Source organism: Micromonospora sp. NPDC023966 (genome assembly GCF_040639095.1).
Lineage (GTDB): Bacteria > Actinomycetota > Actinomycetes > Mycobacteriales > Micromonosporaceae > Micromonospora.
Genome location: NZ_JBEZZJ010000001.1, coordinates 380,860 through 402,080, shown reverse-complemented (window position 1 = coordinate 402,080; position 21,221 = coordinate 380,860). Strand labels below are relative to the sequence as shown.

The following is a 21,221-nucleotide window of genomic DNA, read 5'->3' as shown; positions in this document are numbered from 1 at the left end:
AGATCGCCGGAGCTGACACCATCGACGGGTGCTGCTGACCCTGACCACGACCCACCGCCCCGCCACCGACCTCGGCCACCTCCTCGTCAAGCACCCGGACCGCGTGCAGAGTTTCGACCTGCCCGCCGGCGCCGCGCACGTGCTCTACCCCGAGGCGGACGAGGCGCGGTGCACGGCGGCGCTGCTGGTCGAGGTCGACCCGCTCAAGCTGGGCGGCGGCCGGGGCCGCCGGCAGGCGGCCACCCCGGACAGCTTCACCCTCGGGCAGTACGTCAACGATCGCCCGTACGCGGCGTCCAGCCTGCTCTCCTCGGCGCTGGCCAAGGTGTTCCGCTCGGCCCTGCGCGGCGAGTCCCGGGACCGCCCGGAGCTGGCCGCCACCGCCATCCCGCTGGAGGTGCGGGTGCCCGTGCTGCGCTGCCGGGGCGGCGCCGACCTGGCCGCGCGGGTGTTCGGCCCGCTCGGCTGGACCGTGACGGCCACCCCGATCCCGCTGGACGAGGCGTACCCGGAGTGGGGTGACAGCCGCTACGTCGACCTGACGCTCACCGGGACGCTGCGGCTCGCCGACGCGCTCAACCACCTCTACGTGCTGCTGCCGGTGCTGGACGACGCCAAGCACTACTGGGTGGCCCCGGACGAGGTGGACAAGCTGCTCCGGGCCGGCGCCGGCTGGCTGGCCGCCCACCCGGAACGGGGTCTGATCACCCGCCGCTACCTGGCGCACCGGCGCGCCCTCGCCGGGGCGGCGCTGGCCCGCCTGGCCGAGCTGCGCCTCGCCGACGAGCCGGCCGCCGACGACAGCGTCGAGATCGAGCAGCCCGCCGAGGCGCCCCGGGCCTCGCTGGCGGTACGCCGGCGCGAGGCGGTGCTGGCCGCGCTGCGCGACAGCGGGGCGTCCCGGGTGCTGGACCTGGGCTGCGGGGGCGGCGCACTGCTGACCGCGCTGGTCGCCGACCGGCGGTTCACCGAGGTCGTCGGCACCGACGTGTCCAGCCAGGCGCTCACCCTGGCCGCCCGGCGGCTGCGGCTGGACCGGCTGCCGGAGCGGCAGCGGGACCGGATCCGGCTCTGGCAGTCGGCGCTGACCTACCGGGACGACCGGCTACGCGGCTACGACGCGGCGGTGCTCATGGAGGTGGTCGAGCACCTCGACCCGCCGCGGCTGCCGGCCCTGGAGGACGCGGTGTTCGGTCACGCCCGGCCCGGCACGGTCGTGGTGACCACGCCGAACGTCGAGTACAACGTCCGCTACGAGGGGCTGGGGGCGGGCCGGTTCCGGCACGCCGACCACCGCTTCGAGTGGACCCGGGCCGAGTTCGCCGGCTGGGTCGACCGGGTGGCGACGGCGTACGGCTACACCGCCAGGATCGGTGGGATCGGCGACGAGGACCCGGAGGTGGGCGCCCCGACCCAGCTCGCCGTCCTGACCAGCACGGACACCAACACCCGGAAGGAGGAGACGACCCGATGACCGTCCTGGACATTCCCGAACTCGCTCTGGTGGCGCTGGTCGGCGTCTCCGGCTCCGGCAAGTCGACGTTCGCCCGCCGGCACTTCCGGCCCAGCCAGGTGCTCTCCTCGGACACCTTCCGCGGGATGGTGGCCGACGACGAGAACGACCAGTCCGCCTCCGGTGACGCGTTCGACGCGCTGCACCACGTGGCCGGGATCCGCCTGCGCCGGGGCCGGCTCACCGTGGTCGACGCGACCAACCTCCAGCCGCACGCCCGGGCCGCGCTGGTCAAGGTGGCCCGGGAGCACGACGTGCTGCCGGTGGCGGTCGTGCTGGACGTGCCGGAGGCGGTGGCCTGGGAGCGTACGCAGGCCCGGGTCGACCGGACGCACGGCCGGCAGGTGCTCACCCGGATGCAGCGCGACCTGCGGCAGTCGTACGGGCGGCTGGCCCGGGAGGGCTTCCGCAAGGTGCACGTGCTGCGCGGTGTCGAGGAGATCGAGGCCGCCGAGGTCCGTTACGAGCGGCTGTTCAACGACCGGCGCGAGCTGACCGGTCCGTTCGACGTCGTCGGCGACGTGCACGGCTGCCGCGAGGAACTGGAGGCGCTGCTGCTCCGGCTGGGCTGGTCACTGCACCGCGACGACGCGGGCCGCCCAGTGGACGCGGTGCACCCGTCGGGGCGTACCGCGGTCTTCGTCGGTGACCTGGTCGACCGCGGCCCGGACTCTCCCGGGGTGCTGCGCCTGGTCATGGGCATGGTGGCGGCCGGCCACGCGATCTGCGTGCCGGGCAACCACGAGCAGAAGCTGCTGCGCAAGCTGCGCGGCCGGGACGTGCGGCTCACCCACGGCCTGGCCGAGACGATGGCGCAGCTGGAGGCGGAGCCGGCGGAGTTCGTGGCCGAGACGGCGGCCTTCATCGACGGCCTGGTCAGCCACTACGTGCTGGACGGCGGCCGGCTGGTGGTGGCGCACGCCGGCCTCAAGGAGGCCTACCACGGAAGGGCGTCCGGCCGGGTGCGGTCGTTCGCGCTCTACGGGGAGACCACCGGCGAGACCGACGAGTACGGCCTTCCGGTGCGCTACCCGTGGGCGCGCGACTACCGGGGCTCGGCCATGGTCGTCTACGGCCACACCCCGACCCCGACCCCGGAGCCGGAGTGGGTGAACAACACCATCTGCCTGGACACCGGGTGCGTCTTCGGCGGGAAGCTCACCGCGCTGCGCTACCCGGAGAAGGAGCTGGTCGCCGTCCCGGCGGTCAAGGAGTGGTACGCACCGGCCCGCCCGCTGGTCGCACCCGCGCCGGCGCGGCCGGACACCGTGCTCGACCTGGCCGATGTGACCGGTCGGCGGCATCTCGCGCACGCGTACGGGACGCTGACCGTGCCGGCCGAGAACGCGGCCGCCGCGCTGGAGGTGATGAGCCGCTACGCGCTCGACCCGGGCCGGCTGGTCTGGCTGCCGCCGACCATGGCGCCCTGCTCTACCTCGACGGTCGAGGCTTTCCTGGAGCACCCGGCTCAGGCGTTCGCCGACTACCGGGCGGCCGGCGTCGACCGGGTGGTCTGCGAGGAGAAGCACATGGGCTCGCGGGCCGTGGTGCTGGTGGAGCGGGAGCCGGGGCGGTTCGCCGGCGGGGCGGTGCACACCCGCACCGGCCGGCCGTTCTTCGGGCCGCCGCTGGACGGGGAGCTGCTGGCCCGGGTCCGCGCGGCGGTCACCGCGGCCGGCCTCTGGGCCGAGCTGGACACCGACTGGCTGCTCCTCGACTGCGAGCTGTTGCCCTGGTCGGCGAAGGCGGGCGGGCTGATCCGCGAGCAGTACGCCGGGGTCGGCGCGGCCGGCCGGGCGGCCCTGCCGGCGGTGCTCGGCATGCTGGACGCCGCCGCCGGGCGTGGCCTGCCGGTGGGTGAGCTGCGCGGCCGGATGGCCGACCGGGCGGACGAGGTCGAGGCATACTCGGCGGCCTACCGGGCGTACGTGGGGCCGACCGACGGGCTGCGCGGAGTGACGCTGGCGCCGTTCGCCGTGCTGGCCGGGGCCGGGGCGAGCTATGCCGACCGCGACCACGGCTGGCACCTGGCGCTGGCCGACCGGCTCTGCGCCGCCGACCCGGAGTTCTTCACGCCGACTCGCCGGCAGGTGGTCGACCTGGCCGACGAGGCGGCGGTGGCCGCGGCGACCGACTGGTGGCTGTCGCTGACCGCGGCCGGCGGGGAGGGCATGGTGGTCAAGCCGTACGCCGGGCTGGCCGCCCGCTCGCCGAAGGGTTCGCTGCTCCAGCCGGGGATCAAGTGCCGGGGCCGGGAGTACCTGCGGATCATCTACGGTCCCGGGTACACCGGGCCGGGGCAGCTCACCGCGCTGCGTAAGCGGTCGCTGGGGCGCAAGCGCGGGCTGGCCCTGCACGAGCACGCGCTGGGCCTGGCCGCCCTGGACGCGCTGGCCGACGACGCCCCGCTCTGGCGGCGCCACGAGCTGGTGTTCGCCATCCTCGCCTGCGAGTCCGAGCCGGTCGACCCACGGCTGTGACCCGTCCGCCCGGTCCGGCGCGGTGCCGGACCGGGCCCGGGTACCCTTTGTGGCCGTGGACACAGCAGAGAAGACGCGGGTGCTCTCCGAGAGCGTGGCCCTGAACCCGCTCGATCCGAAGGACCTCATCCACACCTTCGGGATGATCGGCGTCTGGGCGATCCTCTTCGCCGAGACCGGCCTGCTGGTCGGGTTCTTCTTCCCGGGCGACTCGCTGCTTTTCCTTGCCGGGGTGGCCGCCTCGCCGGTGGCCGACGCGATCTTCGGCAGCGGCACCCGGCTGTCGCTGGCCGGGCTGCTGATCGGCGGCCCGCTCTGCGCGATCGCCGGCGCCCAGCTCGGGCACTGGCTCGGCGCGCGCTACGGCAAGCGGATGTTCGACCGCCCCAACTCCCGGCTGTTCAAGCGGGAGTACGTGGAGAAGGCCGAGTACTACTTCCAGAAGTTCGGCCCGGCGAAGGCCGTGGTGCTGGCCCGGTTCATCCCGATCGTGCGGACCTTCCTCAACCCGGTGGCCGGGGTGCTCGGCATGCCGGCCCGGCAGTTCCTCCTGTGGAACGTGGTCGGGGCGGTCCTCTGGGTGGACGGCATCCTGCTGATCGGCTACCTGCTGGCCGACCAGATCTACAACGCCATCGGCGACAAGATCGACCGGTACATCCTGCCGGTGGTCGCGCTGATCGTCCTGATCTCGGTGCTGCCGATCTTCTTCGAGTTCCTCCGCGACCGGCGGGCGCGCAAGCGTGGCGAGGCGGTCGCGGTGGTCGCCGCGGCCACCGCCGCCGGCGCCGCGGAGGCGGTCCGGGACGCGGTCGACGGTGACGACGACCAGCACCGGCGCGGCGGCCAGCACCGCCGCTGACCCCGGACACACCGAAGGCCGGCCCCCTCTCGGGGACCGGCCTTCGACTACGACCTGTCGACCTGCGGGTGGTACGGATGACGGACAGCCGTCACCGTCCGATGGTGACGCCACCCCTGGCACGCCACCCGTCGCCGCACCCCGAGGAGGCGGCCACCCAACGCTCGGACACGTCCGGATTCAGCGGGCCTTCTTGGTGGCCCGCTTCCGCGGCGGGGTGAGCAGATCCGCGATCGTCGCGATCGCGGTCGGCACCAGCCGGTAGTACGCCCAGACACCGCGCTTCTCCCGCTCCAGCAAGCCGGCCTCGGTGAGGATGCGCAGGTGGTGGCTGACCGTCGGCTGCGAGAGGCCGAGCGGCGCGGTGAGGTCACACACGCACGCCTCCCCCTCGGGAGCCGACTGGATCAGGCTGAGCAGCCGCAGCCGGGCGGGGTCGGCGAGGGCCTTGAGGACCCCCGCGAGCCGCTCGGCATCGGCACGTTCGATCGGCTCGCCGGCAAGCGGCGAGATCTGAGGCATGGTCATTTCAGCCAACGCAGTTCCCACGTATTCCATCCTTCCACCAGCAGCATCGATCCGCCTGCATATCAGCAGATCCGAATCGGCAAACTTTTACGCCACAAGGCCGAGGTCAGCCAACGTATAGGCCGCCCGATAAGGCAGTCCGGCGGCTCGCACCGCGTCGCCGGCGCCTCGATCAACAATAACCGCCACACCGACCACCTCGGCCCCGGCCTCGCGCAATGCCTCGACAGCGGTCAACACGCTGCCGCCCGTGGTCGAGGTGTCCTCGACCGCCAGCACCCGGCGCCCGGCGACGTCCGGGCCCTCGATCCGTCGCTGCAGGCCGTGCGCCTTGCCCGCCTTGCGGACCACGAAGGCGTCCAGCGGGCGATCGGTTCCGGCCGAGGCGTGCAGCATCGCGGTGGCCACCGGGTCGGCCCCGAGGGTCAGGCCGCCCACCGCGTCGTACGCCCAGTCGGCGGTGAGGTCCCGCATCACCCGGCCGATCAACGGTGCCGCCCGGTGATGGAGCGTGACGCGACGCAGATCCACGTACCAGTCCGCCTCCCGACCTGACGAGAGCACCACCCGGCCATGGACCACGGCCAGGTCAGTGATGAATTTACGCAGGTCGTCGTGGTCCCCCATGGCGATAGAGGGTACTTCGCAAGTCTGGGAGGCGGGCGTGGGGCCCACCCGGGTCAGCCCTGCGGGCGACCGACGGGTGGCGATGTCCGACTACGCTGTGCGACCGTCCAACCCGGTCAGCGCGCGGGCGTGCCGGCGGCGGGACGCCCGCCGGGCCGGCCCGCGGTCAGTGGCCGGCCCGGCCGACCCGGCCGCGGGTGTCCCGGGAGACGCCGCGCAGCAGCCGCCGGGGCGCGTGCCGCAGCCCCGCCACGGCCAGCTTGTACTTCCAGCTCGGCACGCTGACCAGCTTGCCTTTCCGCAGGTCACGCAGGCCTTCGTCGACCACGTCCTCGGTCCGCAGCCACATCCACGCCGGTGTACGCGACATGTCGATGCCGGCCCGCTCGTGGTAGCCGGTGCGGGTGTAGCCGGGGCAGAGCGCCATCACGCGGACGCCGAGCGGGGCCACGGACTGACCGATCGATTCACTGAAATTCGTCACCCAGGCTTTGCTGGCCGAGTAGGTCGATCCCGGCATGGGGACACCGAAACCCGCGACGGAAGAGACATTTATCACTGCCCCGTGGCCACGCTCGATCATCGGACCGAGGGCCGCGTGGGTCAGCCGGAGCACGGCCAGCACGTTGAGCCGGACCAGCCGTGCCTCGTCCGCGACGGCCGACCGGACGAACGGGGTGTTGAGGCTGATCCCCGCGTTGTTCACCAACAGCTCCACCGGCGGCTCGGCGGTCAGCCGGCCTTCGACCGCGGCGCAGCCGTCGTCCGTGGACAGATCCGCGGCGACGGTCTCGACGCGGTGGCCGTGCCGGTCGGTCAGCTCGGCCGCCAGGGCGTCGAGCCGGGCCGCGTCCCGGGCCACCAGGACGAGGTCCCAGCCGTCGGCGGCGAGCCGACGGGCGAACGCCTCGCCGATGCCCAGGCTGGCGCCGGTGATCAGGGCCCGGCGCGGGGAGGGGGATGCTGCGTCGGTCACGGGCGTTCCTCGGGGGGTGGGGTCGGCCCGGGCGGAGCCGACGGCGGGGTGGGGGGTGTGCCGGCCGGCGGCGGAGCCGACATCGGGCCGGCTGGCGGCGCCCAGGGCGAGGGGTGCCCGTAGGCCGGCGCGGCCGACGCGTAACCCGGACCGGCCGGGACCGGCCCGGCCGGCGGCCTCGGCCCGGCCGGCGGGCGCGGCGGGCGGCGGTGGAAGAAGGCGCCGGCCGCGGGCAGGGTGAGTAGGGCGGCCACCACCAGGTAGCCGAGGATCTGCGCCACCGACAGCGCCGCGTTCACCGGGATCCACCAGCCCGGGTAGGCGTCTCCGACCCGGGCCAGCAGGTCGGCGGTGACCCGGTCATCGGCGCCGAGCCGGAGCGGGGCGGCCCGCTGCCCGACCAGCACCGCCAGGCCGCAGCAGCCGCAGAACAGGCCCAGCCCGGCGACCACCCAGGTGGCAACCCGCGCGCCGGCGCGGCCGGAGAGCAGGCCGAGGCCGAGCCCGACCAGCAGCAGCGCGACCAGCACGCCGAGCACGGCGGAGAGCACCGTGGAGCCGCGCAGCAGCGCCGCCACCCCGTCGATCTCGCCGCCGCCCGCGCCGGTCGGCCGCGCCGCCGCCCGGAACCGGTCCACCGTGCCCGCCGTGACCAGCAGGTTGGCGACCGCGTACGCCACGGCGCCGACCGCCATCAGCAGCAGCAGCGCCGCCGCCGAGACCACCGCGCCGGGCCGGCGGGGCGGGGCCTGATGGGGGTACGACACGACAGATCCCTCCGGTAGGCGTCGGGTTGCAACCTACTCGGAGGGATCGTCGGCGTCGCTCTTATCCGGACGTCAACTTCCCGATGGCGGCTCGCCCTCCCGGCGCTCGCCGGACTCCGGCGGCCGGCCGGCCGGCCCCGGCTGCCCCGGCTGCCCCGGCTGTCCGGGGGCCGGCTGTCCCGGCTGCCCCGGAGCGGGCTGGCCCGGGTAGCCGGGCGTGGTCGGGTAGGCCGGGTTCTGCGGGTAGCCCGGCTCCGCCGGGTAGGCGGCACCCGGGACCGGCGGCTCCCAGGCCTGCTTCGGCTTGCGGAAGAACTCGTTGGCCTTCGGCAACGCCAGCAGGATCAGGGCGGCCAGCAGCGAGACCAGCCCGACCACACCGAGCACCGTGTTCACCGGCCCGAACCAGGACGGCAGGGCCTCGTCGAGGCTGCGCCGGATCTCCTCACCGGAGGGGCCGTCGCGCCCGGCGTTGCCACCGACGGCTCCGGTGGCGCCGCTGATCAGGCTGCCCCCGAGGCAGCAGATGAGAATGCCGCCCAGCACCCAGGTGGTGATCCGGGTGCCGTTGTTGCCGCGGTTGTTGAACAGGGACAGGACGACCAGGCACAGGGCGAGGACGAACAGCAGGGCGGCGGTGCCGATGGTGAACGCGACCACGATCGTGCCGACGTCCTGAGCACCCGTCGTCGTGCCCTCGTACGCCCGCTCGAAGCCCTCTCGCAGCCGGCTGCTGACGGCGATGGTCGCGATCAGAGCGATCAACTGGGTGAGCGCGAAGAGCAGCAACAGATAGGAGGACGCCGCCACCACGCCCGGACGCGCGCGGCCCGGCGCCGGGGAGGAATCGGTCATGACTCTCTCCTTCTCTAGATCGGGCCCACACAGTATCGGCCCCGACCCATCGATGCCGCCCGTTGAAGTCGTCGTCGGCGGCGCGCCGCAGCCGGACGCGCACCGGCCGGATCAGCGGGGGAAACCCGACGACGGAGCCGCTCGGCGCAACCGGCGGTGCTCGGCGGTCACCACGCCGAGCAGAGCGAGGTCGAGCGCGACCGCGAAGACCGCGCCGAACTGGTTGACCGTGAAGTTGAAGATCTGACCGAAGAGCAGGTCGACCAGCAGGGCCAGCTTGAACAGGCCGAAGGCGCCGGTCCGGTTCCGGTGCAGCAGCCACGCCGCCCGGACGCTGAGCACGGCGGTGATCAACGCGGCGACCGAGGTGCCGAGCACCGCGCCCCACTCCCGCTGCTGGTCCAGCTCGCCGGTGACCCCGTCGACGGCCACCGCGATCACGGTCCCCACCGGCTCGACCACCAGGTAGACGACCACCGGCCAGACCAGCCAGCGCCGGGCGGCCGCCCACGCGGCGAGGCGGCGGGCCCGGTCCGCCGCGCGTTGCCAGAACCGGACGGGGGGCGGCTCGCGCCGGGGCACGGCGTCGAGCAGTTGGACCATGGCCGCCTCGGTGGTCGGCCCGGTGCCCTGCACCAGGCGCAGCGCGGCGATCCGCCGTCGGTCGGTGAGCCCGCCGGGCAGCCCGCTGAGCACCAGGTCGAGGGCGTTCGCGGTGCGCTCCGCCGGGGTCAGCCGGGTCCGGCCGGTCCGGCCGCGGACCGCCTGGGTGAGCACCACGAGCAGGGCGAACGCGCCGTAGATGATGCCGGCGGCCGGGGCGTAGAAGTAGTCGGTGCGGGCGGTGACGAACTTGCCCACCTCGTCGATGAACAGCCCGAAGCCGATCCCGCCGATGATCGCCCCGGCGGTGCGCGGACCACCGCCGAGGAAGACCATCGCGACCCCCAGCCCGACCGCCAGCAGCAGGCCGCCCCAGAGCACGTGGGCGACGTGCAGCCCACCGCCGCCGAGCTGCGGGAACCCGGTGGCCTGGAGATACGCCCGCAGGGCCAGCACGGTGACCACGCCGGAGAGCACGAACGCCTGGAGGTACGCCGCCGCGTCGAGCGCCCTGGTCGGCACCCGGCGGCGCAACCAGTCGAGCCCCGGTCTCCATCGGCGGCGGGGCGATCCGGGCGGCATGTCCCGAAACTAGTAGCCGCGCCACTCCGCGCGGGCGTACTCCAGCACCCTGGGCTGCAACAGCGTGGAGGCGGGCACGTCCAGCCGGGCCCGGTCGGCAGGGAAGGTGGCCGCCGCCGCGAGCACTGACGGGGTGAGGAAGCGCAGCGGCGGCGCGTCGGCGGGCAGCCCCAGCGCGGGTGGCGTTCCGCCCGGCGCGGCGAGCACGAACCCCCAGTCGCCGAAGCTCGGCACGTCCACGTGGTACGGCACGGTGGCGAAGCCCGCCTCCCGGATCGACCGCTCGATCGACCAGTAGGACCGGGGCGCGAAGTACGGCGAGCCGGACTGCACCACGAGCCGCCCGCCGGGGGCGAGCACCGGCCGGATCAGCGCGTAGAACTCGACCGTGTAGAGCTTGGCGGTGGCCGTCTCGTCCGGGTCCGGCAGGTCGGCGACGACCACGTCGAAGCGTTCCGTGGCGGTCCGCAGCCAGCCGAACGCGTCGACGTTGAGCACCCGCACCCGGGGGTCGGCGAGCGAGTGGTGGTTGAGCTCCCGCAACTGCGGCTCGGATCGGGCCAGCCGCACCACGGCCGGGTCGAGGTCGACGAGGGTCACCCCGCGCACGTCCGGGTACTTGAGGATCTCCCGCAGCGCCAGCCCGTCCCCCGCGCCGAGGACCAACACGTTGCCGTGCGGCCCGCGCATCGCCGGATGGACCAGCGACTCGTGGTAGCGGTACTCGTCGATCGAGCTGAACTGGAGGTCGCCGTTGAGGAACAGCCGCAGGTCGGTGTCGGCGTGGCCGACCTCGCGCACCGACCGGGTCAGCACGATCTCCTGGTAGCGGCTGCGCTCGGCGTGCACCACCGGGTCGCGGTAGAGCTGCTGCCGCGCGGTCACCTCGAAGTCGTGCGCGGTGACCCAGGCGTACCCCAGGCAGAGGGCGACCACGACGGAGCCGGCGGCGAGCCCGACCCGGGCCCGGCAGCCGAGGTCGGCGCGGAAGACCGTGCAGACCAGGGCCAGGCCGGCGACGGCGTTCACCGCGCCCACCACGAGGGCGCCCTTGAGCTGGCCGAAGACCGGCAGCAGCAGGAACGGAAAGGCCAGCCCGCCGAGCAGCGCGCCGACGTAGTCGGCCGCGAAGAGGTCGGCCACGGCGCTGCCCGCGGACTGCTTGCGGATCCGTTGCAGCAGCACCATGAGCAGCGGGATCTCGGCGCCGATCAGCAGGCCGAGCACGAACGCGGTGCCGACCAGCGCCGGCCCGTAGAGGTCCAGCCAGGCGAACGCGGCGTAGAGGCCGAGCACCGAGAGGCCGCCGAGCAGGGCCAGGCTCAGCTCGATCGCGGCGAACGCGGCCGCCGCCCGGGACTGCAACGGCTTCGCGACCAGCGCGCCTACGCCCATCGCGAAGACCATCACACCGAGCACGATCGACGCCTGACCGACCGTGTCGCCGATCAGGTAGCTGCCGAGCGCGACCAGGGCCAGCTCGTACACCAGGCCGCAGGCCGCGCAGACGAAGACCGCGAGCAGGACCGCCGCGCGGGCCGGGCGCCACCGCGGCCGTGCGGGTGCGTCGACGCTCATGACTTCTCCCGGGTACGCCGGGCCTCGCCCGCCCCGGCGGGCTGCGCGGGCGCGGCCGCCCGGCGCTCACCACCACTCCGGCTCGGCGCGTCCGGCGCCGCGCCGCGACCCGGCGCGGTCGTCCGGCGGCGCTGCACCACGCCCACGGTGACGAAGAGCGCGGCGAGCAGGAGCAGCCCGAGGGTGGCGAGGAGCCAGCCCCACCGGTCCCGCAGGTAGTCGCTGCCGGCGTCGGGCAGCGGGGACGGGTTGGCCGCCACCGGGACCGGGGCGTCGGCCGGCTCGGCCAGACCGGCCTCGACGGCGAGCAGCGGCAGCATGACCGCGGCCCGGGTGACCGCCCAGCCAGGGTCGTCGACGAAGACGTCCTCGGTGAGCCCGAGCCGCTCCAGCCCGCGCTCGACCTGGCGGAGGTCCGCGGCGTCGATGTCCGGGGAGCCGGTCACCTGGATCCGGGCGAAGTCGTTGCTCTCGCTGCTCTCCGAGACGTAGCCGATGTTGGCCGTCACCTGCACCCAGCGCGGACAGCTCGAGTTCTCCTCGACCGCCACCCCGTCGCCCAGGTTCGAACCGACGTTCAGCGGGGCGCCGTAGTCGTAGTAGTCCACCAGCTCCCAGCCGTAGCAGAGGCCCTGTTCGGCGCTGGTGCGCTGGAGGATCGCCACGCTGTCGGCCCGCTCGTCGGCGGCCGGGGCCGGCACCGCAGTGTCCCCGTCGTTGCTGAGCACCCCGGCCGCGACGCAGCCGGCGACGACCAGGCCGATGGTCAGCCAGACGGCCCAGGCGGCGGTCTTCTTCCTGGCCGCCGGCTTGCCGGGCGCCATCAGCTGATCGCGGCGGCGATGATCGCCCCCGTCGCGAGGTGCACGACGGCGGAGACCCACACCGCGGGGTGCGGCTCCGGGTCGACCAGGAGCTCTCCGAGCTTGCCCGGGGTGGCCATGTCCAGCAGCAGGAACGACGCGGCCATGATGACCAGCCCGAGGATGCCGTAGGCGGCCGCGCCGACCAGACCGAGCGCGAAGTCGTCCGCGCTGGCGGCGATCGCCGCGACCACGATGATGCCGACGCCGGCCAGGTTCGAGGCGAGCAGCAGCGCGGCGTTGCGGTTGCGCTCCGACCAGATCAGCTCGTGCAGCTTGCCGGGGGTGGTGACTTCGACCAGCACGTAGCCGACGGCCATCAGGGCCACGCCGACCACACCGTAGGCGAGCGTGACGAGCAGATCGGTGACCAGGGTCTGCACAGGGGACTCCAGAATTCGTCGGGAGGGGTCAGGTCACTTGCCGGAGCCGGGGCCGCCGCCACGGACCGTGCTGCCCCGCCCCCAGCCCCAGTGGCTGCCCACCCGGGAGTGGTAGCGGGGGTAGGCGGTGGTCATCCGCTCCAGCAGGATCACCGAACCGGCGGCGAGCGGCAGGATCACCACCGAGTCGTCGTCATAGCGCAGGTAGACCCCGCTGCCGTCGACGTACTGGTCGGCCGGCTGCCAGGCGTCGGTGATCTCCTTCGACACCTGGCTCGGCGTCCGGTTCGACGTGTACGCGATCGCGTCGGAGCCGAGGTCCCGGCTGGTGGCCCGGGTGTAGCGGTCCTCCACGTAGCCGCGGGGCGAGAAGTTGCCGTAGAAGATCGCGAAGGCGGCGACCACGGCGCCGATGACGGCGAACGCCACCCCCACCACGAACCAACGTCGGTACGTCACAGCAGCACCACCGTCTCGGTCAGGACCAGTTCGTTCGTCTGGGGATACGCGTGCCAGGTACGCCAGGCCACCGAGCCGTCCGGCGGGTCGGGGCGGAAGGCGAGCGCGGTGACCGCGTCCTCGTCGCCGGGAAAGACACCGACCAGCGCGTACGGGTCGTCGGCCAGGTCGGCGCGGAGCGCGGCGACCCGGGTGCGCAGGCCGTCGCCCGCCGGGCGGAGCACCGTGGCGGTGAACCGGTAGCCGGCGGTCTCGTCGTGCAGGGCGTCCGGCAGGTGCGGGGGACGGCCGGGCAGGCAGGCGACCGTCTCGGTGAGGTCGCCGCAGACCACCTGATGCGAGGCGCCGAGCAGGCGCAGCCCCAGCCGCAGCCCGCCGGGCAGGGTCAGCTCGCGCACGTGCAGGGCGGGACGCTCGGGGCCGCCGAGGGCCAGGCTCAGGTCGGCGGCGCGGGTGTCGACGTACGGGGCCTCCAGGGCGACGAGCACGTCAGCCGCCCTGCGGGTAGATCATCACCTCGGCGCGGTGCACCTGCTCGCCGAGGTTCACCTCCCAGCCGGCCTCTCCGTACGCCTCGAAGGAGAGCCGGGCCCCGCCGGGCGCCTGGTAGTCGTGGTAGCGCATGGTGCCGCGCGGGTCGAGGCCGGTGCCCTCGGTGGCGGTGTACTTCGCCTGCCCGGACTCGTCCCAGTTGTAGCGGCGCCCGGCGATCTCCAGGGTCGGCGCGCCCGGGGTGACGGTGGCCGACGGCTCGCTGGTCCAGAGCACCAGCTCCAGGTCGGGCTCCGACTCGACGGAGAGCCAGCGCTTCACCCCGCCGGCGTCGTCGAGCAGGTGCTCCGCCCAGCTCCAGCCGCCCTCGACCAGGTGCACCGAGCCGCGCACGGTGTAGGGCACTCCGCGGATCTCCACGATGTCGCCGGGCTTGAGCGCGCGCGGGTCGCCGCGCAGCGCGTCGGCGTCCCGGTCCCGGAACGGGTCGCCGGGGGCGGCCTTCGGACGTGGCGCGGACCGGGCCCTGCGCAGCGCGATCACGGCGATCACCACGCCGGCCACCCCGACCAGGCATCCCAGCGTGGTCACCACGTACGCCAGCGAACCGTTCACGGCCGTCTCCCCCCAAGGTGCATCGGCGGTGACGGTAACAACCCGGCGCACGCGCGCCGAAGTGGCGTTCGTTGAGTGACCGGTCAGCTACCGTCAGGGCCGGCGAGGCGTTCGGCGGCGTACTCGCGCAGGGTGGCGCGGCCCATGATGCAGCCGCTGAACGTGGTGAACTCGCCGTCGTCGGCGCGCAGCCGCTCCCAGGCGGCCCGCCCCGCCGCCGGGTCGGCCGTCTCCAGCAGCGTGGCCGCGTACGCCTTCCCGGCCGGCGACCCGTGCTTCAGCAGCCGGTCGACCTTCTTCCGGGCCGCCTCGGGTTGCTCCCGCAGGGCCCGCTCCACGTGCCGGTACGCGTCGGTGGCCGGCAGGATCTGCCCGGCGATCCCCACCCCGCCGAAGGCGAGCGTGTCCGCCCGGGCGAGTTCCTCGGCGGCCGCATCCAACTCCCGGTCCTTCTTCCCGATCCCCAACATGTCCTCACTATTGCCCTGGCCGGCCGCCGTCGACCCTTCCGATCAAGAAGAGGATCGGCCCGGCCGGGCCCCGCGGAGGGCCGGCCGGGCCGGGGAGGTGGTCAGGCGGCGGTGACGGACAGGGCGTCCTTGGTGTCGGCCAGGTCGACCCGCACCGTGTCGCCGTCGCGGATCCGGCCGGCCAGCAGCGCCTTGGCGAGCTGGTCGCCGATCGCCGACTGCACCAGCCGGCGCAGCGGGCGGGCGCCGTAGATCGGGTCGTACCCGTGCTCGGCGAGCCAGGTGCGGGCCGCGTCGGTGATGTCCAGGCCGAGCCGGCGGTCGGCGAGCCGCTTCCGCATCCGGTCGAGCTGGATGTCGACGATGGCCCGCAGGTCCTCGCCCTGGAGGGCGGCGAACACCACGATGTCGTCGAGGCGGTTGAGGAACTCCGGCTTGAAGTGCGACCGGACCACCGCCAGGACGCCCTCCCGGCGCTGCTCCTCGGCCAGCGTCAGGTCGCTGATCACCGACGACCCCAGGTTCGAGGTGAGGATCAGGATCGCGTTGCGGAAGTCCACGGTGCGACCCTGTCCGTCGGTGAGCCGGCCGTCGTCGAGCACCTGGAGCAGCACGTCGAAGACGTCGGGGTGGGCCTTCTCCACCTCGTCCAGCAGGATCACGGAGTACGGCCGGCGGCGCACCGCCTCGGTGAGCTGGCCGCCCTCCTCGTAGCCGATGTAGCCGGGCGGGGCGCCGACCAGGCGGGCCACGGAGTGCTTCTCGCCGTACTCGCTCATGTCGATGCGGACCATGGCCCGCTCGTCGTCGAAGAGGAACTCGGCGAGCGCCTTGGCCAGCTCGGTCTTGCCGACACCGGTCGGACCGAGGAAGAGGAAGCTGCCGGTCGGGCGGTCCGGGTCGGCGACGCCGGCCCGGGCGCGGCGGACCGCGTCGGACACCGCGGTGACCGCCTCGGGCTGGCCGACGACCCGGGAGCCCAGCGACTCCTCCATCCGGAGCAGCTTGGCGGTCTCGCCCTCCAGCAACCGGCCGGCCGGGATGCCGGTCCAGGACGCGACGACGGCGGCGATGTCGTCCGCGCCGACCTCCTCCTTGAGCATCGCGCCGTCGGCCTGCAGCCGGGCCAGCTCCTCCTCGGCCTGCTTCAGCTCGGCCTGGAGCGCGGGGATCCGGCCGTAGCGCAGCTCGGCGGCGCGCTCCAGCTCGCCGTCGCGCTCGGCCCGCTCGGCCTCGCCACCGAGCCGCTCCAGCTCCTCCTTGGCGGTGGAGAGCTTGGTGATGTGGCTCTTCTCCAGCTGCCAGCGCTCGGAGAGCGCGGTGAGCTGCTCGCGCTTGTCGGCCAGCTCCTTGCGCAGCCGGGCCAGCCGCTCGGCGGAGGCGGCGTCGGGCTCCTTGGCCAGCGCCATCTCCTCGATCTCCAGCCGGCGTACCGCCCGCTCGATCTCGTCCACCTCGACCGGACGGGAGTCGATCTCCATCCGGAGCCGGGAGGCGGACTCGTCGACCAGGTCGATCGCCTTGTCCGGCAGGAACCGGTCGGTGATGTAGCGGTCGGAGAGGGCGGCGGCGGCGACCAGCGCGGCGTCGGTGATCCGGACGCCGTGGTGCACCTCGTAGCGCTCCTTGAGGCCGCGCAGGATGCCGATGGTGTCCTCGATGGTCGGCTCGCCGACCAGCACCGGCTGGAAGCGGCGCTCCAGCGCCGGGTCCTTCTCGATGTGCTCGCGGTACTCGTCCAGCGTGGTGGCGCCGACCATCCGCAGCTCGCCGCGGGCCAGCATCGGCTTGAGCATGTTGCCCGCGTCCATCGAGCCCTCGCCCTTGCCCGCGCCGACCACGGTGTGCAGCTCGTCGAGGAAGGTGATGACCTGGCCGTCGGAGTTCTTGATCTCCTCCAGCACCGACTTCAGCCGCTCCTCGAACTGGCCGCGGTACTGGGCGCCGGCCACCATCGCGCCGAGGTCGAGCGAGACGAGCTTCTTGTCCCGCAGCGACTCCGGCACGTCACCGGCGACGATGCGCTGGGCCAGGCCCTCGACGATGGCGGTCTTGCCGACGCCCGGCTCGCCGATCAGCACCGGGTTGTTCTTGGTCCGCCGCGACAGCACCTGGATCACCCGGCGGATCTCCGAGTCGCGGCCGATGACCGGGTCGATCTTCCCCTCGCGGGCGCTCGCGGTCAGGTCGACGCCGTACTTGGCCAGCGCCTGGTAGGTCTGCTCCGGGTCGGCCGTGGTGACCCGCCGGTCCCCGCCGCGCACGGTCGGGAAGGCCGCCACCAGGTTCTCCTCGGTGGCGCCCGCGTTGCGCAGCGCCACGGAGACCGCGCCACCCACCCGGGCCAGCCCGGCCAGCAGGTGCTCGGTGGAGGTGTAGTCGTCGCCCAGCGGCCGGGCGATCTGCTCGGCGGCGCCGATGGCGTTGACGAACTCCCGGGCCAGGGTGGGCTCGGCGATGCTGGAGCCACGCGCCGCGGGCAGGGCGTCGACCGAACGCTCGGCGACCCGGCGCAGCTCGCCGGGGTCGGCCCCGGCGGCGCGCAGCAGGCCGGCGGCGGTCGAGCCCTCGGTGTCGAGCAGCGACAGCAGCAGGTGCCAGGGCTCCACGGTGGCGTGGCCGCGCTGGTTGGCGAGCGCGACGGCACCGGTGATGGTCTCGCGGCTCTTGGTGGTGAGTCGTTCCGTGTTCATGGGCTCCCCCGGATCGGCGTGTCCACTGGAAAGGACACAACCAGAGTTGAGTCTATTCCGCTCAACTCCAACGGTGTGACGCCAGTCACCTCGATCGTCCGGCGCCGGTCACCCGCCGTCCAGCACCACCCTGACCCAGCGCCGGTTGGCGGTCCAGCCCGTGCCGAGCACCACGTCGTCCGGCGCCCGGGCGGCGATCGTGCCGTCGCCGAGCACCGTGAGGTCGTGCTCCCCGCGCAGCGGCCAGTCGACCCGGTAGTAGCGGCCTCCGGCCACCACGCCCACCCCGTCCGGGCTGGTCACCGCCACCAACTCGGCCCCGAGCGGCGCCACCGAGCGGGCCTGGGCGGGATGCCCGACGGCGCGGACCAGGGACCACTCCCGGCCACCCACCAGCCGCCAGAGCGCCGGGAAGCCCGTCCGGTCCGGGCGCTCCCCGACCAGCCACGCGCCACCGTCCGGTGCGATCACCACCCGCAGCACCCCGACCTCGTCGCCCCGCCAGGACAGCGGCGTCGACGTCCAGTGCCGGCCCGCGTCCCGGGACAGGGCGGCGTAGGGCCGGCCGTCACGCGCGCCGGCGGCCACCACCAGGTCGCCGGAGTGCCCCACGGTGTTCAGCCCGGGTACGGCCGGCTGGGCGGGCAATGGGCGCAGGGCGTGGCCGTCCCACTCGGCCACCGCACCGAGCGCCTCGGCCACCTGGAAACGACCCCGGGCCGCCACCAGCGCGGCCGGCTCCGCGCCGGTGGTGTGGACGAAGGTGGCCCCGCCGTCGGTCGAGGTGTACCAGCCGTACGGCTCGGCGAGCAGCACCAGCGCCCCCGGCACCGCGTAGAGCTGCTGGTCCACCGCCACCGGACGGGGATGCCGCAGGGCCTGCCAGGTACGGCCACCGTCCACCGTGCCGTGCAGCAGGGCGGTGCAGCCGCGGCCGGGCGGCCCGCCGTCGCAGGCGGCGAAGAGCGCGTACCCGTGCTCGGCGTCGACGAACTCGACGAACGGGCGGTCGTACCGTCGGTCGACGGTGATCCGGACGTGGCGTACCTCGTCGAAGCCGACCGCCCGCGACGGCGCCGGCGCGGTCGGCGCCGGCCGCGGGGGCGCGGACGACCGGTCGGGTGGGGGCCGGCGGACGTTCCCGATCGAGCAGGCGGCGAGGGCCGGCACCAGCAGCAGACCGATGGCCGGGAGTGATTTCCGACCGATCATGGGCCCTCCTCCGCACGGTAGCCTTGCGCGGGTGCGAGTACGTGTCGAACAGACTGCCCTACCGGGGATCGGCGTCCGTCACGATCTGATGACGGAATCCGGCCGCCGCCTCGGCGTGGTCTCCCACCGCAATGGCCGCCGCGACCTGGTCCTCTACGACCCGGAGGATCCCGACTCCTGCCAGCACGACATACCGCTGACCGACGACGAGGCGGAGGCGCTGGCGGACATCCTCGGCGCGTCGCTGATGCTCGGCCAGCTCGCCGGGCTGCGTGAGCAGGCCGCCGGGCTGCTCACCGAGCAGATCGTCATCCCGGCCGGCTCCGGGTACGTCAACAAGCGGCTCGGTGACACCAAGGCACGCACGCGCACCAGCGCCTCCATCGTGGCGGTGCTGCGCCACGGCGAGGTGATCGCCTCGCCCGATCCCACCTTCCGGTTCGCGGCCGGTGACGTGGTGGTCGTGGTCGGCACCCGGCAAGGCCTCGACGGGGTGACCGCGATCCTCGCCGAAGCCGACCCGGACGGCTGAGCCGCGGATGCACGAAACCACCACGCTGCTCGTCGAGGTCGGCGCGCTGCTGCTCCTGCTCGGCCTGCTCGGCCGGCTCAGCCGCCGCTTCGGTGTCTCACCCATCCCCCTCTACCTGCTCGCCGGACTCGCCTTCGGCCACGGCGGCCTGCTGCCGCTGAACGCCAGCGAGGAGTTCTTCGCCGTCGGCGCGGAGATCGGCGTCATCCTGCTGCTCGTCATGCTCGGCCTGGAATACAGCGCCAACGAACTGGTGGGCAACCTCCGCTCGGCCGCGCGGGCCGGCCTGATCGACGCGGTGCTCAACGCGCTGCCCGGCTTCGCCTTCGCCCTGCTGCTCGGCTGGGGCTGGGTGGCCGCCGTGGTGCTCGCGGGCGTCACCTGGGTCTCGTCGTCCGGCGTGATCGCGAAGGTGCTCGGCGACCTGGGCCGGATCGGTAACCGGGAGACCCCCGTGATCCTTTCCGTCCTGGTGATCGAGGACCTGGCGATGGCCCTCTACCTGCCGCTGGTCACCGCGCTGCTCGCCGGGGTCGGCCTGGTCAAGGGCGGCATCGCGCTCGCCGTCGCGGTGCTCACCGTGGTCCTCGTGCTGGCCGTCGCGATCCGGTACGGCCACATGATCTCCGCCGCGCTCTCCGCGAAGGACCCCGAGGCGCTCCTGCTCGGCGTCCTCGGCCTGACCCTGCTGGTCGCCGGGATCGCGGCCAAGCTCCAGGTCTCCGCCGCGGTCGGTGCGTTCCTGGTCGGCATCGCGCTGTCCGGGCCGGTGGCGCACCACGCCACCCAGCTGCTCTCGCCGCTGCGGGACCTCTTCGCCGCGGTCTTCTTCGTCTTCTTCGGCCTGGTCACCGACCCGCTGGACATGCCGCCGGTGCTGCTGCCGGCACTGCTGCTGGCCGTGGTCACCATGGGGACGAAGCTCGCCACCGGCTGGCTGGCCGCCCGCCGGGCCGGGATCGCCGAGCCCGGTCGCTGGCGGGCCGGCTTCGCGCTCACCCCGCGCGGCGAGTTCTCCATCGTCATCGCCGGCCTGGCCGTCGCCGCCGCGTACCCGGTCGAGCCCCGGCTGGCGGCGCTCGCCACCGCGTACGTGCTGATCACCGTGGTGACCGGCCCGATGTTGGCCCGCCTGCCCGACCTGCCCTGGTTCAAGCGGTGGCTGCGCCGGCGCAGCGCCCCCCCGCCACCGGCGCCGGTGGGCGTGGCCGACTGACCTCGGCCGGGCCGGGTCGACCGTACGGTGGACCCGGCCCGGCCAACGGTTGCCGAATTGATCCCGGGAAGGTCTACCGCCACCCCGCGAAACCGCGTTAACGTGTCGCCCCAGCAGCCAGGGTCCGCGGGTGGTCCGTGCCCCCGCCAGCGCAAGCGGAAGGTCGGCCGGTGAGCGTGCAGGAAGAGACGTTTCACGGCTTCGCCAACCCCGTTGACCCCTCGCCCGCCGAGCTGCGGTCGTGGGCCTACCAGCCCGACTCGGTCCCGCTGACCTCGATGCCCCCGGACTGGGACCTGCTGGTCGCCGGGGACCACCTGGTGCAGACGCTCTTCGACCTGGCCATGGACCCGGCCTGCCCGGCCCGCCGGTTCGCCCTGCACTGCCTCTACATCTACGCCGCCGACGGCATCCGGACGAACTTCCGGGCCCACCCGAAGCGCCGCTTCCGCAAGCTCGTCGAGCAGGCCGAGCGGGCCGGCGACGAACTGATGCGCAACTGGGCGCACAACAGCCGGGTGCTGCTCGCGCGGCCGGACCTCTTCGTCTACCGGGACTGGTGCGAGGGGGGCCTGGTGCGGGAGAACCGGCGGCTCTAGCTCTTGGGAGGCGAACGGGCCGGGACCCCCCGTGGGTCCCGGCCCGCACGTCGCGGATCGTTCAGCCGGTCGATCCGCCCTGCTTCCTGCGCCGCTCGTCGTCCCTGGCCCGGTCGACGCCGTGGTCCACCTGATCGCCGAAGCGACCTTCCTTGACCGTGTCGGCGAAGCCGCCCTTGGTGATCCGGTCGAATCGCTCCCGGACATTCTGGGCCACTTCCTCCAGCCGTTCCTCCGCCCGCTCCGCCACACTCTTCGCCGATTCCGCCATGGCTCCCCCTGCCAGTTCGGAGTCCGAATCGAGTCGATCGGCCGC

The 21,221-nt window shown here is 73.8% G+C and carries 22 protein-coding genes; 6 read left to right on the top strand and 16 right to left on the bottom strand.

Annotated features, from left to right (window positions below; genetic code table 11):
• Positions 1–28: 28 nt before the first annotated feature.
• Genes AB0F68_RS01910 through AB0F68_RS01900 form a run of 3 tightly spaced genes read left to right on the top strand, consistent with a single transcriptional unit; the run spans position 29 to position 4,855 of the window.
• Positions 29–1,474: a 3' terminal RNA ribose 2'-O-methyltransferase Hen1 gene (locus tag AB0F68_RS01910; RefSeq protein WP_357332147.1), complete on the top strand. Its 1,446-nt coding sequence runs from the start codon at positions 29–31 to the stop codon at positions 1,472–1,474.
• A complete protein-coding gene (locus AB0F68_RS01905; protein ID WP_357332145.1) occupies positions 1,471–3,993 on the top strand; it encodes a polynucleotide kinase-phosphatase in 2,523 nt (840 codons plus the stop codon). The genes AB0F68_RS01910 and AB0F68_RS01905 overlap by 4 nt, the downstream gene beginning before the upstream one ends.
• A gap of 22 nt (positions 3,994–4,015) precedes the next feature.
• A complete protein-coding gene (locus AB0F68_RS01900; protein WP_357332143.1) occupies positions 4,016–4,855 on the top strand; it encodes a DedA family protein in 840 nt (279 codons plus the stop codon).
• A 180-nt stretch (positions 4,856–5,035) separates the two neighbouring features.
• On the opposite strand, the gene AB0F68_RS01895 is transcribed toward AB0F68_RS01900, so the two are convergent.
• From AB0F68_RS01895 to AB0F68_RS01825, 15 genes are all read right to left on the bottom strand, one after another.
• On the bottom strand, positions 5,036–5,413 hold the full coding sequence (locus AB0F68_RS01895; RefSeq protein WP_007073957.1) for a metalloregulator ArsR/SmtB family transcription factor: 378 nt from the start codon (positions 5,411–5,413) through the stop codon (positions 5,036–5,038).
• A gap of 57 nt (positions 5,414–5,470) precedes the next feature.
• Entirely contained in the window at positions 5,471–6,010 is a 540-nt protein-coding gene (gene pyrE, locus AB0F68_RS01890; RefSeq protein WP_355634566.1) for an orotate phosphoribosyltransferase, read from the bottom strand.
• 166 nt (positions 6,011–6,176) lie between these two features.
• Complete coding sequence (locus AB0F68_RS01885) at positions 6,177–6,986, bottom strand: SDR family NAD(P)-dependent oxidoreductase (protein ID WP_357332141.1); 810 nt, start codon at positions 6,984–6,986, stop codon at positions 6,177–6,179.
• Positions 6,983–7,753, bottom strand: coding sequence for a hypothetical protein (locus AB0F68_RS01880; protein ID WP_357332139.1), 771 nt, complete (start codon positions 7,751–7,753; stop codon positions 6,983–6,985). Before AB0F68_RS01880 ends, AB0F68_RS01885 begins: the two co-directional genes overlap by 4 nt.
• A 72-nt stretch (positions 7,754–7,825) precedes the next feature.
• A complete protein-coding gene (locus AB0F68_RS01875) occupies positions 7,826–8,608 on the bottom strand; it encodes a hypothetical protein (protein ID WP_357332137.1) in 783 nt (260 codons plus the stop codon).
• 111 nt (positions 8,609–8,719) lie between these two features.
• Positions 8,720–9,733: a hypothetical protein gene (locus AB0F68_RS01870; RefSeq protein WP_357332865.1), complete on the bottom strand. Its 1,014-nt coding sequence runs from the start codon at positions 9,731–9,733 to the stop codon at positions 8,720–8,722.
• Between the two features lie 69 nt (positions 9,734–9,802).
• Positions 9,803–11,371, bottom strand: a complete 1,569-nt coding sequence (locus tag AB0F68_RS01865) for a polyamine aminopropyltransferase (protein ID WP_357332134.1) — start codon at positions 11,369–11,371, stop codon at positions 9,803–9,805.
• A complete protein-coding gene (locus AB0F68_RS01860; RefSeq protein ID WP_357332132.1) occupies positions 11,368–12,195 on the bottom strand; it encodes a hypothetical protein in 828 nt (275 codons plus the stop codon). Before AB0F68_RS01860 ends, AB0F68_RS01865 begins: the two co-directional genes overlap by 4 nt.
• Positions 12,195–12,617 carry a DUF350 domain-containing protein gene (locus AB0F68_RS01855; RefSeq protein WP_357332130.1) on the bottom strand — a complete coding sequence of 141 codons (423 nt, stop codon included), beginning with the start codon at positions 12,615–12,617 and terminating at the stop codon, positions 12,195–12,197. The genes AB0F68_RS01860 and AB0F68_RS01855 overlap by 1 nt, the downstream gene beginning before the upstream one ends.
• Positions 12,618–12,650: 33 nt before the next feature.
• Positions 12,651–13,076 (bottom strand): DUF4247 domain-containing protein, encoded by a 426-nt coding sequence (locus tag AB0F68_RS01850; protein ID WP_107077381.1) that lies wholly within the window; start codon positions 13,074–13,076, stop codon positions 12,651–12,653.
• The gene (locus AB0F68_RS01845; protein WP_357332128.1) at positions 13,073–13,564 is read right to left on the bottom strand and encodes a DUF2617 family protein; all 492 of its coding nucleotides are present in this window, start codon (positions 13,562–13,564) and stop codon (positions 13,073–13,075) included. The genes AB0F68_RS01850 and AB0F68_RS01845 overlap by 4 nt, the downstream gene beginning before the upstream one ends.
• 1 nt (position 13,565) lies before the next feature.
• Positions 13,566–14,183: a DUF4178 domain-containing protein gene (locus AB0F68_RS01840; protein WP_357332126.1), complete on the bottom strand. Its 618-nt coding sequence runs from the start codon at positions 14,181–14,183 to the stop codon at positions 13,566–13,568.
• A gap of 83 nt (positions 14,184–14,266) precedes the next feature.
• The gene (locus tag AB0F68_RS01835) at positions 14,267–14,653 is read right to left on the bottom strand and encodes a hypothetical protein (RefSeq protein WP_357332124.1); all 387 of its coding nucleotides are present in this window, start codon (positions 14,651–14,653) and stop codon (positions 14,267–14,269) included.
• Between the two features lie 101 nt (positions 14,654–14,754).
• A complete protein-coding gene (gene clpB / locus AB0F68_RS01830) occupies positions 14,755–17,346 on the bottom strand; it encodes an ATP-dependent chaperone ClpB (protein ID WP_357332122.1) in 2,592 nt (863 codons plus the stop codon).
• Positions 17,347–17,454: 108 nt separating this feature from the next.
• Positions 17,455–18,558, bottom strand: a complete 1,104-nt coding sequence (locus AB0F68_RS01825) for a hypothetical protein (RefSeq protein WP_357332120.1) — start codon at positions 18,556–18,558, stop codon at positions 17,455–17,457.
• A 31-nt stretch (positions 18,559–18,589) separates the two neighbouring features.
• Here AB0F68_RS01825 and AB0F68_RS01820 point away from each other — a divergent pair, with 31 nt between their 5' ends.
• From AB0F68_RS01820 to AB0F68_RS01810, 3 genes are all read left to right on the top strand, one after another.
• Positions 18,590–19,090: a TrkA C-terminal domain-containing protein gene (locus AB0F68_RS01820; RefSeq protein WP_357332118.1), complete on the top strand. Its 501-nt coding sequence runs from the start codon at positions 18,590–18,592 to the stop codon at positions 19,088–19,090.
• Between the two features lie 7 nt (positions 19,091–19,097).
• Positions 19,098–20,306, top strand: coding sequence for a cation:proton antiporter (locus AB0F68_RS01815; protein ID WP_357332116.1), 1,209 nt, complete (start codon positions 19,098–19,100; stop codon positions 20,304–20,306).
• A 170-nt stretch (positions 20,307–20,476) separates the two neighbouring features.
• Entirely contained in the window at positions 20,477–20,905 is a 429-nt protein-coding gene (locus tag AB0F68_RS01810; protein WP_151465805.1) for a hypothetical protein, read from the top strand.
• 61 nt (positions 20,906–20,966) lie between these two features.
• On the opposite strand, the gene AB0F68_RS01805 is transcribed toward AB0F68_RS01810, so the two are convergent.
• Positions 20,967–21,176: a hypothetical protein gene (locus tag AB0F68_RS01805; protein WP_357332114.1), complete on the bottom strand. Its 210-nt coding sequence runs from the start codon at positions 21,174–21,176 to the stop codon at positions 20,967–20,969.
• Positions 21,177–21,221 lie beyond the last annotated feature (45 nt).

Coding starts and splice junctions, on each gene's coding strand:
- AB0F68_RS01825 (WP_357332120.1), bottom strand. CDS start 18,558: ATGATCGGTCGGAAATCACTCCCGGCCATCGGTCTGCTGCTGGTGCCG.
- AB0F68_RS01905 (WP_357332145.1), top strand. CDS start 1,471: ATGACCGTCCTGGACATTCCCGAACTCGCTCTGGTGGCGCTGGTCGGC.
- AB0F68_RS01860 (WP_357332132.1), bottom strand. CDS start 12,195: ATGGCGCCCGGCAAGCCGGCGGCCAGGAAGAAGACCGCCGCCTGGGCC.
- AB0F68_RS01805 (WP_357332114.1), bottom strand. CDS start 21,176: ATGGCGGAATCGGCGAAGAGTGTGGCGGAGCGGGCGGAGGAACGGCTG.
- AB0F68_RS01895 (WP_007073957.1), bottom strand. CDS start 5,413: ATGGAATACGTGGGAACTGCGTTGGCTGAAATGACCATGCCTCAGATC.
- AB0F68_RS01835 (WP_357332124.1), bottom strand. CDS start 14,653: ATGTTGGGGATCGGGAAGAAGGACCGGGAGTTGGATGCGGCCGCCGAG.
- pyrE (WP_355634566.1), bottom strand. CDS start 6,010: ATGGGGGACCACGACGACCTGCGTAAATTCATCACTGACCTGGCCGTG.
- clpB (WP_357332122.1), bottom strand. CDS start 17,346: ATGAACACGGAACGACTCACCACCAAGAGCCGCGAGACCATCACCGGT.
- AB0F68_RS01865 (WP_357332134.1), bottom strand. CDS start 11,371: ATGAGCGTCGACGCACCCGCACGGCCGCGGTGGCGCCCGGCCCGCGCG.
- AB0F68_RS01875 (WP_357332137.1), bottom strand. CDS start 8,608: ATGACCGATTCCTCCCCGGCGCCGGGCCGCGCGCGTCCGGGCGTGGTG.
- AB0F68_RS01815 (WP_357332116.1), top strand. CDS start 19,098: ATGCACGAAACCACCACGCTGCTCGTCGAGGTCGGCGCGCTGCTGCTC.